The 16,676-nt window shown below is 38.1% G+C and carries 15 protein-coding genes; 12 read left to right on the forward strand and 3 right to left on the reverse strand.

Annotated features, from left to right (window positions below):
• Positions 1-14: 14 nt before the first annotated feature.
• Positions 15-1,364, reverse strand: coding sequence for a D-alanyl-D-alanine carboxypeptidase (locus ACFIMS_RS01185; protein WP_375629618.1), 1,350 nt, complete (start codon positions 1,362-1,364; stop codon positions 15-17).
• Between the two features lie 230 nt (positions 1,365-1,594).
• Here ACFIMS_RS01185 and clpS point away from each other — a divergent pair, with 230 nt between their 5' ends.
• Both clpS and clpA read left to right on the forward strand, forming a co-directional pair.
• Positions 1,595-1,966, forward strand: a complete 372-nt coding sequence (clpS, locus tag ACFIMS_RS01190) for an ATP-dependent Clp protease adapter ClpS (RefSeq protein WP_375612119.1) — start codon at positions 1,595-1,597, stop codon at positions 1,964-1,966.
• A gap of 6 nt (positions 1,967-1,972) precedes the next feature.
• Entirely contained in the window at positions 1,973-4,324 is a 2,352-nt protein-coding gene (clpA, locus tag ACFIMS_RS01195) for an ATP-dependent Clp protease ATP-binding subunit ClpA (protein ID WP_375613468.1), read from the forward strand.
• A 7-nt stretch (positions 4,325-4,331) separates the two neighbouring features.
• On the opposite strand, the gene ACFIMS_RS01200 is transcribed toward clpA, so the two are convergent.
• Both ACFIMS_RS01200 and ACFIMS_RS01205 read right to left on the reverse strand, forming a co-directional pair.
• A complete protein-coding gene (locus ACFIMS_RS01200) occupies positions 4,332-4,754 on the reverse strand; it encodes an HIT family protein (protein WP_375607220.1) in 423 nt (140 codons plus the stop codon).
• A 134-nt stretch (positions 4,755-4,888) separates the two neighbouring features.
• Complete coding sequence (locus ACFIMS_RS01205) at positions 4,889-5,350, reverse strand: RidA family protein (protein ID WP_375607219.1); 462 nt, start codon at positions 5,348-5,350, stop codon at positions 4,889-4,891.
• 145 nt (positions 5,351-5,495) lie between these two features.
• Here ACFIMS_RS01205 and ACFIMS_RS01210 point away from each other — a divergent pair, with 145 nt between their 5' ends.
• The 10 genes from ACFIMS_RS01210 to fabZ all read left to right on the forward strand — a co-directional run bounded on the left by ACFIMS_RS01210 (position 5,496) and on the right by fabZ (position 16,669).
• Positions 5,496-6,332 (forward strand): cell envelope integrity EipB family protein, encoded by an 837-nt coding sequence (locus ACFIMS_RS01210; protein WP_375620783.1) that lies wholly within the window; start codon positions 5,496-5,498, stop codon positions 6,330-6,332.
• Between the two features lie 167 nt (positions 6,333-6,499).
• Entirely contained in the window at positions 6,500-7,279 is a 780-nt protein-coding gene (gene rpsB / locus ACFIMS_RS01215; protein ID WP_273788135.1) for a 30S ribosomal protein S2, read from the forward strand.
• Between the two features lie 102 nt (positions 7,280-7,381).
• Positions 7,382-8,305, forward strand: a complete 924-nt coding sequence (gene tsf, locus ACFIMS_RS01220) for a translation elongation factor Ts (RefSeq protein WP_375612122.1) — start codon at positions 7,382-7,384, stop codon at positions 8,303-8,305.
• Positions 8,306-8,460: 155 nt separating this feature from the next.
• Positions 8,461-9,180 carry a UMP kinase gene (pyrH, locus tag ACFIMS_RS01225; protein WP_273790666.1) on the forward strand — a complete coding sequence of 240 codons (720 nt, stop codon included), beginning with the start codon at positions 8,461-8,463 and terminating at the stop codon, positions 9,178-9,180.
• Positions 9,181-9,217: 37 nt separating this feature from the next.
• On the forward strand, positions 9,218-9,778 hold the full coding sequence (gene frr / locus ACFIMS_RS01230; protein ID WP_273790667.1) for a ribosome recycling factor: 561 nt from the start codon (positions 9,218-9,220) through the stop codon (positions 9,776-9,778).
• 731 nt (positions 9,779-10,509) lie between these two features.
• Positions 10,510-11,325 carry a phosphatidate cytidylyltransferase gene (locus tag ACFIMS_RS01235; RefSeq protein WP_375613469.1) on the forward strand — a complete coding sequence of 272 codons (816 nt, stop codon included), beginning with the start codon at positions 10,510-10,512 and terminating at the stop codon, positions 11,323-11,325.
• Between the two features lie 15 nt (positions 11,326-11,340).
• A complete protein-coding gene (locus tag ACFIMS_RS01240) occupies positions 11,341-12,489 on the forward strand; it encodes an RIP metalloprotease (RefSeq protein ID WP_375613470.1) in 1,149 nt (382 codons plus the stop codon).
• A 202-nt stretch (positions 12,490-12,691) separates the two neighbouring features.
• Complete coding sequence (gene bamA, locus ACFIMS_RS01245) at positions 12,692-15,088, forward strand: outer membrane protein assembly factor BamA (RefSeq protein ID WP_375696309.1); 2,397 nt, start codon at positions 12,692-12,694, stop codon at positions 15,086-15,088.
• A 65-nt stretch (positions 15,089-15,153) separates the two neighbouring features.
• Positions 15,154-16,200 (forward strand): UDP-3-O-(3-hydroxymyristoyl)glucosamine N-acyltransferase, encoded by a 1,047-nt coding sequence (gene lpxD, locus ACFIMS_RS01250; RefSeq protein WP_375612127.1) that lies wholly within the window; start codon positions 15,154-15,156, stop codon positions 16,198-16,200.
• 1 nt (position 16,201) lies between these two features.
• A complete protein-coding gene (fabZ, locus tag ACFIMS_RS01255) occupies positions 16,202-16,669 on the forward strand; it encodes a 3-hydroxyacyl-ACP dehydratase FabZ (protein ID WP_375646798.1) in 468 nt (155 codons plus the stop codon).
• Positions 16,670-16,676: the final 7 nt, after the last annotated feature.

Consider the following 16,676-nt stretch of genomic DNA (forward strand, 5'->3'; position numbering starts at 1 on the left):
GAATTCAAAAATTTTTAGTAGGCTACAGTATAGCAGTTAAAATTTGCTTTCTTTAATGTAGAGCAAGCGTCAAATGCAGCTTTTTTTGATTGAAACCCTGTAAAGCGCGCTCGGTAATAACGCCGCCCATTTTTTTCAAACAGTTGCATGTGTGAAGATGCGTGCTTTAAAGTAGAAAAAGCTATATTTTTTGCTTTTAAAAGTAGAGTTTTTGCTTGTTCTTCACTAGGAAGAGAACCAATTTGGATAGCCCATCCGGCATTTTCGGACAAAGAGACTGTTACAATTTTATGAGTCTCAGCCGGTATAGTTTTTTGAGGATTCGGTATTGGTATAATTACCTTATTGACAGCCGTTATTGCGATATTGGAGTTTTTAGGTTGTTCTGCAAATGCTGTCAACATAGTCGAAATTTCATCGTCAAAATTACTTGAATCAGCTTTAATGGTCGGTATAGGAGTATTGGCCCCAGTGGGTAAGTGATAGCGTACAGAAGCTATTAAACGTTCACCACTTTTCATTTGGCTTGCTTTGGGCAAATATTGATTCAATAAGCTAGCCATATGCTCGTCACGTGCAGTAGATGATTTACCTCCCATAACAACAGCGACAATAGAGCGCCCCTCAAGACGCATCGAAGTTGCTAAATTAGAACCTGACATTTGTGTGTAGCCTGTTTTAATTCCATCGACACCTTTCATTATTTTAACAAGTTTATTGTGGCTGTTAATTTTATGTCCACGGAAATTAAAACTTTTTGTTTTGAACAATTTATATTGTTTGGGAAAATGTTTACGTAAAGCTAATGACAAAGTCGCTATATCTCGTGCTGTAGAATAATTGTGCACATCCGGAAGTCCTGAAGCATTTGCAAAATGTGTATGTTTCATGCCAAGTTTACGAGCTTTTACTGTCATCATTTGAGCGAATTTTTTTTCACTACCTCCAAGATATTCTGCAATGGCAGCAGCAACATCATTTGCGGATCTTGTAATGAGTGCTTTAGCTGCTGATTCTGCAGAAATTGTTTGGCCTGCTTTAAATCCAATTTTTGTCGGTGGACGCATTGCTGCATAATGTGAAACAGGAATTGGTGTATTTGGTGTCACACGACGCATCTGCATAGCTTCAAAGAGTAAGTACAATGTCATCATTTTTGTTAAAGAAGCAGGATAACGTTTCAGTGTTGCATTGGCTTGAAATAAAGTTTTTCCCGTAGTAGCATCTATAACAATAGCCGCATACTTATCAGGATAGGCGCCTTGAGGTGTGGCGGATGCCCAACAGTAAGAAAAAGCTAACATAACAAAAGAAATTGCTATTGTTTTACAGTAGCGCATAATTTTTTGATAATTAATATACACTTGCAGTATCCTATTTCTCCATTTATCCTAAAAAACTTCTATAAAGCTTCCTTTTCTGTAATTTATTGATGCAGTTTAGACGAATGGTATTACTAATTTGTTTACAGAAGTTATTTTATGAGTGAGTGATTGAAGTCTAACCATAGAGGGAAATTTCTAATACAAACAGGTATTGCAATAGTTATGAAAGAATTTAAAATTAATAAAAATGTGCTGCATGGAAAACGATAATGGGACAGATGCTCATAATAAACTCTATAGCTCATATTATGCATAATGAAAAGGGCAAGAATTGGGATGAAGGTAGGCATGGTGCGGTTATAATGCCTAAGGCTAGAGAAAAACTCGAAAAACCTAAATTATGTCGAGTTTTTTTGCTTAATGATGATTACACACCTATGGATTTTGTTGTTTTCGTTTTGAAGAACTTTTTTAAAAAAAGTTTCGAAGAGGCAACGCGGATAATGTTAAATGTTCATCACAATGGGATAGGAGAATGTGGGACTTACACTTATGAAGTCGCTGAAATGAAAATATTACAAGTGAGGGAATGTGCGCGTCAAAATGAACATCCGTTACAATGTGTAATGGAATGGAAGTGAGGAGCTATGCCATCTTTTACACCTAGTCTTGAAGAGGTTTTGCATCGTGCATTAACAATTGCTACTCAAGCACGGCATGAATATGCAACACTAGAGCATCTTCTACTTGCGCTGTTAGATGATGCCGATGCAAATTCCGTTATTCAGGCTTGCCAAGTAGATGTGGAGGAATTGCGAGAGCGCTTAACCAATTATCTTCGCTCAGAGTTAGATGAACAGATTAGAGCTGATGAGGATACAAAGCCTACAGCTTTTTTCCAGCGTGTTATCCAACGTGCGGTGATTCATGCACAATCAGCTGGAAAAGATGAAGTATCGGGGGCAAATGTTCTTGTTGCAATTTTTTCTGAACGTGAAAGCCATGCAGCATATTTTCTTCAAGAGATGGGAATGACACGCTACGATGCTGTACGTTTTATTTCACAGGGTGTCACGCGTGATGATGGGTTATCCATGTTACTTGAAGGACTTGAAGAGCAATTAGATCAGCAGATTTCGGATAATGGTGAAAGAGGAACAAGTGCTTTAACGAATTATTGTGTTGATCTCAATTGTAAAGCACGTAATGGAAAAATTGATTTATTAATTGGCCGTGAAATAGAAATTTCACGCATGATACAGATTTTATGTCGAAGGTCAAAAAACAATCCGCTTTTGGTTGGTGATCCTGGAGTAGGGAAAACAGCTATAATTGAGGGGTTGGCAAAGCGTATTGTTGATGGGCAAGTGCCTGAAGTTTTATCAAATGCAACAATATTTTCTCTTGATATGGGGGGACTTGTTGCAGGTACACGTTATCGCGGTGATTTTGAAGAACGCTTAAAACAAGTTATTAAAGAGTTTGAGCTGTATCCAGATGCTATTTTATTTATTGATGAAATTCATACCTTAATTGGAGCAGGAGCGACATTAGGGGGAAATATGGATGCAGCAAATCTTTTGAAACCTGTGTTATCTTCTGGAACTATGCGATGTATTGGTTCGACGACTTACAGAGAATATCGCAAATTCTTTGAACAAGATCGTGCTTTAGAGCGTCGTTTTCAGAAGATTGATATTAATGAACCTTCTGTTACAGATGCGATTAAGATTTTGCAGGGGATGAAGCCTTACTTTGAAGATTTTCATCAGATTAAATACACAGATCAGGCGATGAAGGCATCTGTAGAATTATCTTCACGTTATATAATTGACCGTAGGTTACCTGACAAAGCAATTGATATTATTGATGAAAGTGGCGCAGCGCAAAAGCTTTTGCCACAAAAACAACGCAAGAAGAGTATAGGTGTTAAAGAAATTGAAGCGACTGTTGCTACAATTGCAAGAATTCCATCAAAAACAGTTTCCCGGAATGATCAGAAGATACTGAGTAAGCTTGAAAGAGAACTCAAACATGTTGTTTATGGTCAAGATCAGGCAATTTCCGTCTTAGTTTCATCCATAAAATTGGCGCGAGCAGGTTTACGCGAACCGGATAAACCAATAGGAAGTTATTTATTTTCAGGACCAACAGGTGTAGGAAAAACTGAAGTTGCAAAACAGCTTGCATCATCTTTAGGCATTGAATTATTGCGTTTTGATATGTCAGAATATATGGAACGGCATACGGTAGCACGTTTAATCGGAGCACCTCCAGGTTATATAGGGTTTGATCAAGGAGGTCTCCTTACAGATGCCGTTGATCAGAAACCTCACGCAGTTCTATTGCTAGATGAGATTGAGAAAGCGCATCCAGAGTTATTTAATATTTTATTGCAGGTAATGGATTATGGTAGATTAACAGACCATAATGGTAAGAAAATTGATTTCCGCAATGTTATTTTGATTATGACAACCAATGCTGGTGCTTCAGATATGGCAAAATCAGCTATTGGATTTGGGAAAGTACATCGTGATGGTGAGGATATAGAAGCAATCAATCGGTTATTTACACCAGAATTTCGTAATCGGTTAGATGCAATTATTCCGTTTGCACCTTTATCTCATTTAATCATCAATCAGATAGTGCAAAAATTTATTTTTCAGCTTGAAGCACAATTAGCTGATCGAGGAATTTGTTTTGAATTAAGCCCTTCTGCAACTTTATGGCTTTCTAATAAAGGATATGATTCTCAGATGGGAGCACGCCCATTAGGGCGTGTTATACAAGAATATATTAAAAAGCCATTAGCTGATGAAATTTTATTTGGAAAGTTACGCAATGGTGGTACCGTTCGCGTATTGACACAAAAATCAAATGGTAAAAAAGAAAGCTTACAGTTAGAAATTTCATCTTCCGATATATCTGTAAGTTCAAAGAAAAGTAAAATGGAAAACTTTACAAAAAAACGTGTAGGAAAAAAAAGCACAACAACTTAAGAGTGTGTTATAAAGCTGCACGAATTTTTTTTGCATTCTCTTCAAGTATTTCTGGAGGCGTTACCATATCATTATGAGGGGTAAGCTCTATTCCCTCCATACGTGGTATAATATGAAAATGAAGGTGATAGACGGTTTGTTGACTAGCTGCTTCATTAAATTGCATGACAGTTATGCCATCTGCTTGAAAGGCTTTTTTGACAGCATTTGCAATTTTTTGAACAGCTTTAATAACAGGAAATAATGTTTCAGGATCTGCATCAAGTAAGTTTCTAGAGCCTTTTTTAGGAATGACCAGCGTATGACCTGGTGCCTGTGGCATGATATCCATAAATCCAATAACATCATCATCTTCGTAGACCCGAACAGAAGGGATTTCATTGCGAATCAATTTAGCAAAAATATTGTTATTGTCATAAGCTTGTTTCATACAAATATTTCCTTTTATCGTAAGTTTAAGATTCTAATTTAAAAACGAAAAAATGCAAGGTTTATCAGAGTGTAAGACAAAGAAGTATTTTGACTTCAGTTATATTTAGGATAATGCACTGTCTTAATGAAGGTTTAGATTTCTATGATGGCTTCAACTTCTACAGGAACATCCATAGGAAGAGAGGCAACACCAATAGCAGAACGGGCGTGTTTTCCAATTTCACCAAGGATATTGACGAATAAATTAGAAGCTCCATTGGCAACAAAAGGAATATCGGTAAAATGAGAATCTACAGCCACAAAAACAGTAATTTTGACCACACGTTTTATTTTATTTAAGTCACCCAGAGTTGCCTTGAGTTGCGCGAGAATATTGAGAGCGCAAGCTTCAGATGCTTTTTGGGCTTGTTCGGTATTCACAGTTGCACCAACTTTACCGATGGCTATTGGTTTTCCATTAATAAGAGGGAGTTGTCCAGAAATAAAGAGTTGATTGCCACTTTGTGAAGTGGTGATGTAATTGGCAAGGGGGGAGATTACTTCAGGAAGAGTGATTCCGAATTTTTCTAAGTTTTTTTCAATCATATTGGTCATAATTTTAACTCCATAGCTGCTTTATAATATATTCATTGCATAATCTATTTTTTGATTTAAGAAAATGTGTGGTTAATTGAGAAATTAGCCTTTTTTGCCTTATTGTATGATGTTATGCAACGGGGATAAAGTTCGGAAGTTGGGAATGATTAGATCATTATTTATAATAATTTTATATATTGTTTTTTTATGTACTGCGAGAGCTGAAGAGCCCATTTTTATTGTGCCTCATCGAGCAATTTATGATTTTCATCTCGATAGTGTTTCTCATGAAATGACAATTTCTGCGATGTCAGGACGAATGGTTTACGAGCTCACTGGTTCGGCATGCCAGGGCTATAGCACACGTTTTCGTTTTATTAGCCGTGTTCACATTGAAGATATGCCAGTACGTTTGACGGATCAACAGACGACGAGTTATGAAACAGGAGACAGCCGTACATTTCGTTTTAATATTACAGATCAAGAGGGAGAAGAGGTTGTGCATCGTGCCGAGGGGGTTGCGGAGCGTACGCAAGATGGTATCACAGTTACCTTAAAAAAGCCAAAGGAAAAAGAGTATAAGCTTGCAATGGCTGAATTTCCAATGATGCAACTAAAAAATATTATCCGCCATGCAAAAGCAGGAGATCATTTTTACAATGTTACTGTATTTGATGGGACAAATAAAGCAGATAAAGTTATAAAAGAAAGTATCGTCATAGGGGAAAAGAAGACGCTTTTATCTGATAGCGAAACGGAAAAAGTAAGAAAATTGGATGAAGAAGAATATTGGCCTGTTACAATTTCTTATTTTGATGATGGAGAAAATAAAGATGGTTTGCCGGTTTATCGTAGCAGTTTTCTCTTACATGAGAATGGTGTCATGCGTGATCTTCATATAGATTATGGAACTTTTTCAGTGCGTGCAAAATTGAACAGTCTCGAATTCTTGGAACTTGGAAAAGATCTTAATCAATGTGAAAATGCAAATATTAAATGATTAAAGAAAATAACTTGAAAAAGAATCAAATATTAGTATGTTTGCGCTATTCCACACGCGGAGTCTGGGTGTTTGCAAATGATCTGTGAGAAACTTCTAGCAAGCATCCGCCGGTAGCAGGTCTTCCTGCTTTTTCCGCGGAGGTTGAACCGGAAAGGATAAGATTTATGGCACTACCCGATTTTACTATGCACCAGCTTTTAGAAGCCGGTGTGCATTTTGGTCACCAGACTCATCGCTGGAATCCCAAAATGACTCCCTATATTTATGGCCAGCGTAATAATATCCATATTATTGACCTTGCTCAGACCGTTCCACTTTTACACCAAGCACTTAAACTTGTTTCAGATACTGTAGCGCGTGGTGGTCGTATTCTCTTTGTTGGTACGAAACGGCAAGCATCTGACATTATCGCAGATGCGGCGAATCGTTCCGCTCAGTATTACGTTAATGCACGTTGGCTTGGCGGCATGCTCACAAACTGGAAAACGATTTCCAATTCGATCCATCGTTTGCGGAAGCTTGACAAAATTCTTGCTGCTGAAGCGCAAGGCTTTACTAAAAAGGAACGTTTAAATCTTGAACGTGATCGTGAAAAGCTTAATCGTGCGCTTGGTGGTATTAAAGATATGGGTTCTGTTCCAGATCTTATCTTTGTTATCGATACGAATAAAGAAAATATTGCACTCCAAGAAGCAAAGCGTTTAGGTATTCCAGTGATTGCTATTATTGATACCAATTGTGATCCCGATGACGTAACACATCCAATACCAGGTAATGACGATGCTTCACGTGCAATTTCTCTTTATTGCGATCTTTTTGCCCGTGCTGCTCTTGATGGTATTGCACGCCAGCAAGGAGCAATGGGTATCGATTTAGGAGCTCAAGTTGATGCACCTGTGGAGCCTATTTTGGAAGAAAATGCAGTTTCAGAAGTTTCTGAATAATATAAAATGCCTAATTAAGGTACTTTTATTGTCTAAAGAAGAAGTTATAGGCGTGCAGAGGGATTTTGCACGCTTTCACTGTTATAAAATAAAGAGGCAAATATGAGCATTACTGCTGCACAAGTAAAAGAACTTCGAGAACTATCTGGCGCTGGTATGATGGACTGTAAAGCCGCCCTAGCAGAGACCAATGGTGATATGGAAGCTGCTGTTGATTGGCTTCGTAAAAAAGGAATAGCTAAAGCAGATAAAAAGGCTGGTCGTACAGCAGCTGAGGGATTAATCGGAGTCGTATCAAAAGATTCACATGCAGTTTTGGTTGAGATTAATTCTGAAACAGATTTTGTTGCGCGCAATGATGGATTCCAAGACATCGTGCGTAAAGTAGCAACTGCTGCCTTAGATACGCTAGGGGATGTTGAATCTGTTTCTGTTTCTCTTTATCCAGGTTCTGAGAAGACTGTAGAGCTTACGATTAAAGATGCAATTGGTACAATTGGCGAAAATATGACATTTCGTCGTTCCGCTAAATTGTCTGTTGAGAATGGTGTTGTTGCGACTTATATACACAATAGTGTGGCTGATGGGCTTGGAAAACTTGGTGTTTTGGTTGCGATTGAAACAACAGGAAATAAAGAGGCTGCTCTTGCTTTTGGTCGGCAGGTCGCGATGCATATTGCGGCAACCAATCCATTAGCACTTACAGCACAAGATGTTGATGCTGCTGCTGTTGAGCGAGAAAAAGAAATTTTTTCAGATCAAGCACGTCAGTCTGGAAAACCTGAAAATATCATTGAAAAAATGGTAGAAGGACGTATGCGTAAGTTTTTTGAAGAGGTTGTTTTGCTTTCTCAAGCTTTTGTTATGAATCCTGATATAACTGTTGAGGCCGCTTTAAAGGATGCTGAGAAATCAATTGGTGCTCCAGCAAAAATTACAGGCTTTATTCGTTTTGCATTAGGTGAAGGTGTGGAAAAAGAGGAGTCTGATTTTGCTGCAGAGGTTGCTGCTGCTGTAAAAGGCTAGTTATTGCAAACTCTTGAACAGAGATTTAAAGTCATATCGTTGGTTGTAGAATCTCTGAGGGGAACAATATAATTGTTGAGAGGGCTCACGTGAAAAAAGTGGTGCCCTTCGTGGTGTCAAAAGCGAAAATAAATGTGCTTTTGGGGAGATTATGAATGGCATTAGCACTTCCGTATAAACGTATTCTTTTAAAGGCTTCTGGTGAAGCTCTTATGGGAGGGCAGAATTTTGGCATTGATGTTTCTGTTGTAGACCGTATTGCCGCTGATATTGCAGAAGTGCGCACAATGGGGATAGAAGTTGCGGTTGTTATCGGTGGGGGAAATATTTTTCGTGGCGTTGCTGTTGCTTCGCATGGTGGGGACCGAGTGACAGGTGATCATATGGGAATGCTTGCAACTGCTATTAACTCTTTAGCATTGCGAACATCTTTGACAAAATTAGGGGTTGAAACTGTTGTACTCTCTGCGATTGCTATGCCACAAATTTGTGAAAGCTTCTCGCAACGTAAAGCAATAGCTTATATGAATCAGGGAAAAGTTGTTATTTTTGCAGGTGGTACAGGAAATCCATTTTTTACCACTGATTCTGCTGCTACTTTACGTGCAGCAGAAATTGGTGCGGATGTCCTTCTTAAAGGAACACAAGTTGATGGTATTTATTCAGCAGATCCAAAAATAGACCCTACGGCTAAGCGTTTTGACCAATTAACACATGTTGAAGTTTTGCAATGGGGATTATCTGTTATGGATTCAACGGCGGTCACTTTAGCACGTGAGAACAATGTACCGATTATTGTGTATTCCATTCATGAAAAAGGCGGTTTGGCTAAGGTCTTGAATGGAACAGGACGCTTTACAATAGTATCGGAATAAGGGTAAGCTTCAAAGGACAATTGAAGGAGACAGAAATATGAATGTTACATCAATTATGGATGATCTGAAACGTCGCATGGATGGTGCCATTACGGCTTTTAAACATGAATTAGGTGGTTTGCGGACTGGACGTGCATCGGCCAGTTTATTAGAACCGTTGACCGTTGAATCTTATGGTTCTGTTGTGCATATAAATCAGGTTGCTAATATTTCTGTTCCCGAACCTCGGATGCTTTCTGTTTCTGTATGGGATAAAACGATGGTCGGAGCTGTAGAGCGCGCTATTCGCGATTCTGGTCTTGGTTTAAATCCCATAACTGATGGTACGAATCTACGTATTCCTTTGCCTGAATTGAATGAAGAGCGCCGTAAAGAACTTGTAAAAATTGCGCATCACTATGCAGAGCAAGCGCGTGTTGCTACACGTCATGTTCGTCGGGATGGTCTGGACAATTTGAAAAAGTTAGAAAAAGATGGTGAAATTGGACAAGATGAAGCCCATAGTTTGTCTGAAAAAGTTCAAAAACTCACGGATGAAACTATTGCTGATATTGATAAAATTTTAGCCGTAAAAGAATCTGAAATTATGCACGTTTAAGACGATTTTGTCACTAGAAAAAGGATATTTACTCCCAGCCTGTAAATTGTTTCTAGGGATAATTGTGGGGAGTGGTGTGCTCTGTGGTAGCAAGGTGTGATGCAGGAAGGTGTTCTATCATTTTGATATGGGAGAGACTGATTTGAAAGGGCAGATGTTTTAATTTTTTAGTCTGCGTGATAAATCATGCCCTTTGCTGGGAGACACTATTTAACAGCATGGTGCGGGTTTTTAGTTGAGCACGTCTTTGTTAAAATGCATAATGAAAGCATTATTAGAAATTATTCAAATATTCTAAGATGAAGGTTGAGGAAAGAATATAATGCAAAAAAACAAGTCTAACCTTTCTCTTATTTCTCATTATAAAACATGTGAGTATAATTGATCAAGCAGATGTTATGTGGCGTAATTCATTTTTTAATGACGAATAGTTGATAGAAAAGTGTTTTTATACGAAACCTATATTAGTTAATTTGTATGGGGCAGAGGTAACTGCTTTTTCATTTTATATTGAGAAAATATTAAAAAAATATTTTATAATTTTGACGGAGATTTTTGAAGCTGTTTTCATTGATTATTAGTTTCATAAGCGCTATCTTAGTAGACTGAATTATTTATGATAAATTATAAGAGAAATTATACAGGTATGAGATAAAAATACTGCGTAGGGGAGTTTTTCTTGCGTTAATTTTAGAGCTTGTATTTTCTATTTTTATTGTTTGGATGTTGTTTTGTCTAATTTGGTTTATCGTATTCTGACAGCTTTTGTTTTTGGCATTATTGCGTTGTATCTAACATGGTTGGGAGGAAACTTCTTTTTTTTATTTGTATGGTGTATTGGCGGTTTTGTTCTTTATGAGTGGATGAGTATTACTAAAGAGAAATGGTGTATTTTACAAAAAATATTAGCAAGTATCTTTTATTTAATCTTTGGCTTTTTTTTAGTATTGAGTGTATCTGCTTCATTGATTTTTTGTGTTTTAATCGTTTTAGCTACAGTGTTAGCTATTATATCTATAAAAAAGAGTGGTTGGGTTTTTTGTGGTTTTTTATATGCATCTTTTCCTGTTGTTGCTTTATGCTTTCTACGGGATCATGAAATGTTGGGGTTCCAAGTTGTTATTTTCTTATTTACGATAGTGTGGGGAACAGATATTGGTGGTTATTTTATCGGACGTGCATTAGGGGGCCCTAAATTAGCACCACAATTTTCTCCTAATAAAACATGGTCAGGAGCACTTGGTGGTACATTTGTCGGAGTTTTCGGTGGTATATGGGTTGCTTTTGGATTTTTTGATATAAATTTAGCCAGTTTTTTTGTGCCACTCCTTACACTTGTTTTGTCAATTGTTTCACAATTGAGTGATTTAGGGCAATCATGGCTCAAAAGACGGTTTTCTGTTAAAGATTCTAGTTCTTTATTGCCTGGACATGGTGGTTTTATGGATCGTATAGATGGATTGGTAGGGGCAGCTTTTCTTCTTTATTTAATTGGTTCATTTATGTCTGATATGGATGCGCCTTTTAATCTTTTTAGTATGATCTAATTGGGAGAAGATAGTTTGGAACTTTTAAATCATATCGTCACTATGGGTGATTTTCTTTTAAGAAGTTTGAGTATTCTTTTCATCATTATGATTATCATTTTTGTGCACGAATTTGGGCACTATCTCATTGGTCGGTGGTGTGGTATTAAGGCGTTAATTTTTTCGCTTGGATTTGGACCAGAAATAGCGAGTTATACAGATAAGCATGGCACGAAGTGGCGTTTAGCACTTATCCCCTTAGGAGGTTATGTAAAATTTGTTGGGGATGAGGAAAAAATCGATACGGAATCATCCCAATCATCTCTGATTGTTGATGGTTCATTTGCTAGTGCGCATGCTTGGAAAAAAGCAGCAACTGTTTTTGCCGGTCCTTTCTTCAATGCCCTTTTTACTGTTGTTATTCTAACATTTTTTTTCTTTATCTATGGTCGTGTAGCCATTGAGCCCGTTGTTGGTTCTTTGGTAAAAGATAGCCCTGCTCTTCAATCCGGTTTGGAATTAGGTGATCGTTTTGTTGAAATGGATGGACGACGGGTTGAAAGCTTTGAAGATTTGATGAATTATGTAGCTTTTCACGGAAGAGAACCCATAGAGTTTAAAATAGAACGCATGGGGCGAGTCTTTACAACGATGATTACCCCGAAAGTCGTTGAGCGAGATGATGGATTTGGTAATCGAACACGAAGTGCTATGATAGGTGTAGGTGTTCCTGTTGATTTAAATAATCCTGCACGTTTAGATCCAACTTATATAAAACATATTCGCTATGGTTTTGTAACAGCTGTAAGAAAAGCGTCAGACCGTACTGTGTTTATCGCCACTCAAACCGTTCTTTTTATGAGTCGTTTAATAGGAGGCAAAGAGGATCGTTGTCGGCTAAGTGGACCTTCTAAAACCGTTAAAATTGCTTGGAAAGTGAGCGAGACAGGTTTTATCTCTTTGTTGAATTTGGCAGCTTTTCTTTCAATAAGTGTTGGGCTTATTAACCTTTTTCCGATTCTACCGCTTGACGGTGGGCATCTTTTATTGCATGTCATTGAGGTCATTACTGGGAGGAAAATATCTGCTAAAATTCAGGGAATCGTTTTTCGTTTAGGTTTTTCCATTCTTCTCCTTTTTATGATCTTTGTCTTTTTTAATGATTATTTTTGTTGGTTTAGCTAATTAAATTATGGAAAACGCTTTATAAATTAAGTAATAATAGCAAAAACAAATTGAAGGTTGTTTACCATGTCTACAAAATGTTGTGGCGTTGTACATTATAATGAGTAATTAAGGAATGAAAAGTCTCGCTGTAAAAAGGTTGTTATGGCAGTTAGCTTTTAAGGCATCATGTCCAAGGAACGAGAGTAAGGTAAAAAAGCCAATGACTACGAATTCAAAGTTTTTAAATGCAGCATCTGTATTGGTGTTAAAGATGGGGATGTTTGCCCCAGCAACGGTTTTTATGTCAATTGCTGCGGTCGGAGAAATACAAGCGTCTGTAGTCCGCTCTATTGAGGTTCGTGGGAATAAGTTTGTAAGTTCTCAGGCGATTCGAGACAATATGGGGATTAAGGTTGGGCAAGGTGTTTCCAGTGGTGATGTTGATAGTGCTGTGAAGAACCTTTTCGAATTGGGTTTATTTTATGATGTTAAAATAAATCCGGTGGGTGATAAATTGGTTGTATTCGTAAAAGAATATGAGGTTGTCAATCAAATATTGTTTCAAGGAAATAAATCTTTTAAAGACCCAGATCTTAAGCGGTTTATTTCTTTAAAACCGAATGAGCCTTTTAATTCTGCTAAGCTTTCTGCTGATATAAATACAATTCGTGAGGCTTATAAAACTCTTGGTCGTAATAATATCACTGTTAACGTTCAAACGATTAACCTTGGAAAAGGGCGGGTTAATGTGGTATTTAATGTCGTTGAAGGGAAAAAAACAAAGATTGGTGATATCACTTTTAAGGGAAATAATGTCTTTGGAAGTCGCCGTTTGCGTGATGTGATTTCAACAAAAACTTCGGGAATTTTTTCGAAGCTATTGGGAGGTGATGTTTACAGTGAAGAGCGCCTCGCTGTTGATGAAGAAGCTTTACGTCGCTTTTATTATAACCGTGGTTATGCAGATTTTCGTGTAGTCTCTTCTAAAGCAACTTTTGATGCAGCAAGCAATACGTATAAAATTTCTTTCGTTCTTGATGAGGGTGCGCTCTATAAAATTAGCGATATTCAGGTTGAAAGTGATGTTGATGGAATTGACGTTCAATCTGTGAAAAGGATACTTAAAACCCAGCCAGGTAATGTTTATAGTGCAGAAGATATTGAACAGTCTGTTGCAACTATTAATAACAAAGTTGCTGATTCGGGATATGCTTTTGCTAAAGTTGAACCGCGGGGAAATCGTAATTTAGCAAATCATACAATTTCAATTTTATATAATATTGAACAGGGAACACGTGCTTATATTCAACGTATTGATATACGTGGCAATGAGAAAACGCGTGATTACGTCATTCGCCGTGAGATTGATTTAAACGAAGGAGATGCTTACAATCAAACTTTATTACAGCGGGCAAAACGTCGTCTAGAAAGTTTAGGTTTCTTCAAAGCCGTTAATATTTCAATGGTTCCTACAGATCAATCTGACCAAGTTGTTTTGGTAATAGATGTCGTTGAAGCTTCAACAGGAGATCTTTCTCTTTCTGGAGGGTATACAACAGGGGGAACAAGTCCTGGTATGTCACTTGAAGTTTCTGTTACTGAACGTAATCTTGGGGGACGTGGTCAATATGTTCGTTTAGGATTAGGTGCGGGGCAAGAAAAATCTCGTAATTATAATTTATCATTTGTTGATCCTTATTTCTTAGGGTATCGTTTATCTGCTGGTGTTGATGTTTTTCGTAGTACTTATCGTGCTGATAAAGCCTATGATGTACGGCAGACAGGTGGATCGCTGCGGTTTTCGTTACCTATTAATAATCAATTATCTGCTAATGTAGCTTATTCTTATGTGCAGGAAGAATATGATTTTGGCGGAGAGTATGATTTTGACAAAGAGAGTGACATAATAGAATTATATGGGAAATATTCTGGTGCGATTGTTCAAGCTGCAAAACACAGCCCTTGGAAACGTTCATCAATTAGTTATGGTTTCACCTATAATACGATTGATGATATGAGATCCCCCCATGATGGGTGGTACGTGCATCTGCTTCAGGAATATGCAGGGCTTGGTGGGAGTGCAAAGTTCTTGAAGACCACGGGTAAGGCGATGATGTACAAGACTCTTTCTGACCAGAAGGATATCGTTGGTTTGCTTTCCTTTGGGGGTGGTTATATCCACGGAATGGGCCGAGATGGTGTTCGTATTTTCGATATGTTTAAAGTAAATTCTGATATGATTCGAGGGTTCAAATATAATGGAATAGGTCCGCGTCAGGTTTCCAGTAAGGGTGAGGTTTATTTCTTGGGGGGAACGACATATCTGAATGCGACTGCTGAAGTACAGTTCCCTATCCCTGTCGTGCCTGAAGGATTTGGGTTGCGCGGTGCTTTATTTGCGGATATTGCCACGCTTTATGGCAATAATTATAAAGCCGTTTTTAAGGGTGAACCGTCTGTTACCAATACCAAAAGTGCTTGGCGTTCATCTGCAGGTGTGAGTTTGATGTGGGATTCTCCGTTTGGTCCTTTGCGTTTTGATTATGCTTGGCCAATAACGAAGCAGGAAGGTGATCGTTTGCAACAATTGAACTTTGGTATTTCTACGAAGTTCTGATTTGAGCGATTTTAAGAAGGAAAAACTTGAAGAGAATAGCTTAAGCTGGGAGAGAAAGTGTTTTGATGGCGGATACATTTTTTTTTACGCCGTCCCGACGATTGACAGTTGCAAATGCTGCTGAGTTGACGGGTGCAAAGCTTCTTAATCCAGAGTTTTCTCATAAAGTTATCAATACTCTTTCTTCACTTGAGAGTGCTGTGGAAGGTTCGCTTGTTTTTGTAGAGCATCGGAAGTTTTCTGATGCTTTACTGGACAGTTCTGCTGTTGCTGTTTTGTGTACGAATGAGATTGTTTTTAAAGTTCCCGAAACTATGGCAATTTTGGTGACATCCACACCACAGCGTGACTTTGCTCAGATTGGTCGTATTTTGTTTCCAGATTCTGTCAAGCCAATGCCTTGGTTGGGGCAGAAGGGGATTTCATCGCATGCGCATATTCATCCAACGGCTAAGTTGGCACATGATGTGTGTATTGAAGCGGGAGCTGTTATTGGTAAAAATGTTGAGATTGGTGCAGGAACTCTTATTTCATCCACAGCTGTTATCGGTGAAAATTGCCGTATTGGATGTGACTGCTATATTGCTCCTAAGGTAACAGTTCAGTGTTCTATAATAGGTGATAAGGTTCAGCTTTATCCTGGTGTTTGCATTGGGCAAGATGGTTTTGGTTATGTTGGGGGCGTTTCTGGAATCGAGAAAATTCCACAGCTTGGTCGCGTTATTATTGAGGATGGTGTAGAAGTTGGTGCGAACACGACAATTGATCGTGGAACATTTCAAGATACCGTTATTGGTGAAGGAAGCAAGATTGATAATCTTGTACAAATTGCCCACAATGTAAAAATTGGCCGCTATTGTCTTATTGCCGCTCAATGTGGCATTGCGGGAAGTACATCTATAGGGGATATGTCTCAGCTTGGCGGAAGTGTGGGAGTAGCTGATCACATCATAATAGGTAAATCTGTTCAGATTGCTGCTCGTAGTGGTGTTATGAATGACATTCCGGATGGCGAAAAATGGGGAGGTAGTCCAGCGCGACCATTTAAACAATGGTTTCGTGAAGTAGCGGCGTTGCGCAGTATGGGAAAAGTTAAAAAGGAGAAACGCTGATATGATCAGCAGTGAAAAAACTAAAAACTTAGAGGCTGTCGATATTGAAAAACTATTATCAATATTACCGCACCGTTATCCATTTTTATTAATTGATCGTATCGTTGATATTGATGGTGAACAAGAAGCGATTGGTATTAAAAATATAACGATTAACGAGCCACATTTTACAGGACATTTTCCCTCAAAGCCTGTTATGCCTGGAGTTTTGATTTTAGAAGCTATGGCACAAACGGCAGGAGCAATAGCACTTTTAAATTTAGGCAATAAGCAAACAAATTTAGTTTACCTTATGACGGTTGATAATGCGAAATTTCGTAAGCCGGTTATGCCTGGTGATCAGCTAAAAATCCATGTTCAGCTTTTGAAAAAAAGATCTGGTATGAGACGTTTTTCATGTGTTGCAAAAGTAGAAGATGTTCGCGTCGCTGAAGCAGAAATTGCTGCGATGATTGTCGAAGAAGCATAAACGATAT

The sequence above is a fragment of the Bartonella sp. AP331QHHD genome, from assembly GCF_042195905.1.
Lineage (GTDB): Bacteria > Pseudomonadota > Alphaproteobacteria > Rhizobiales > Rhizobiaceae > Bartonella.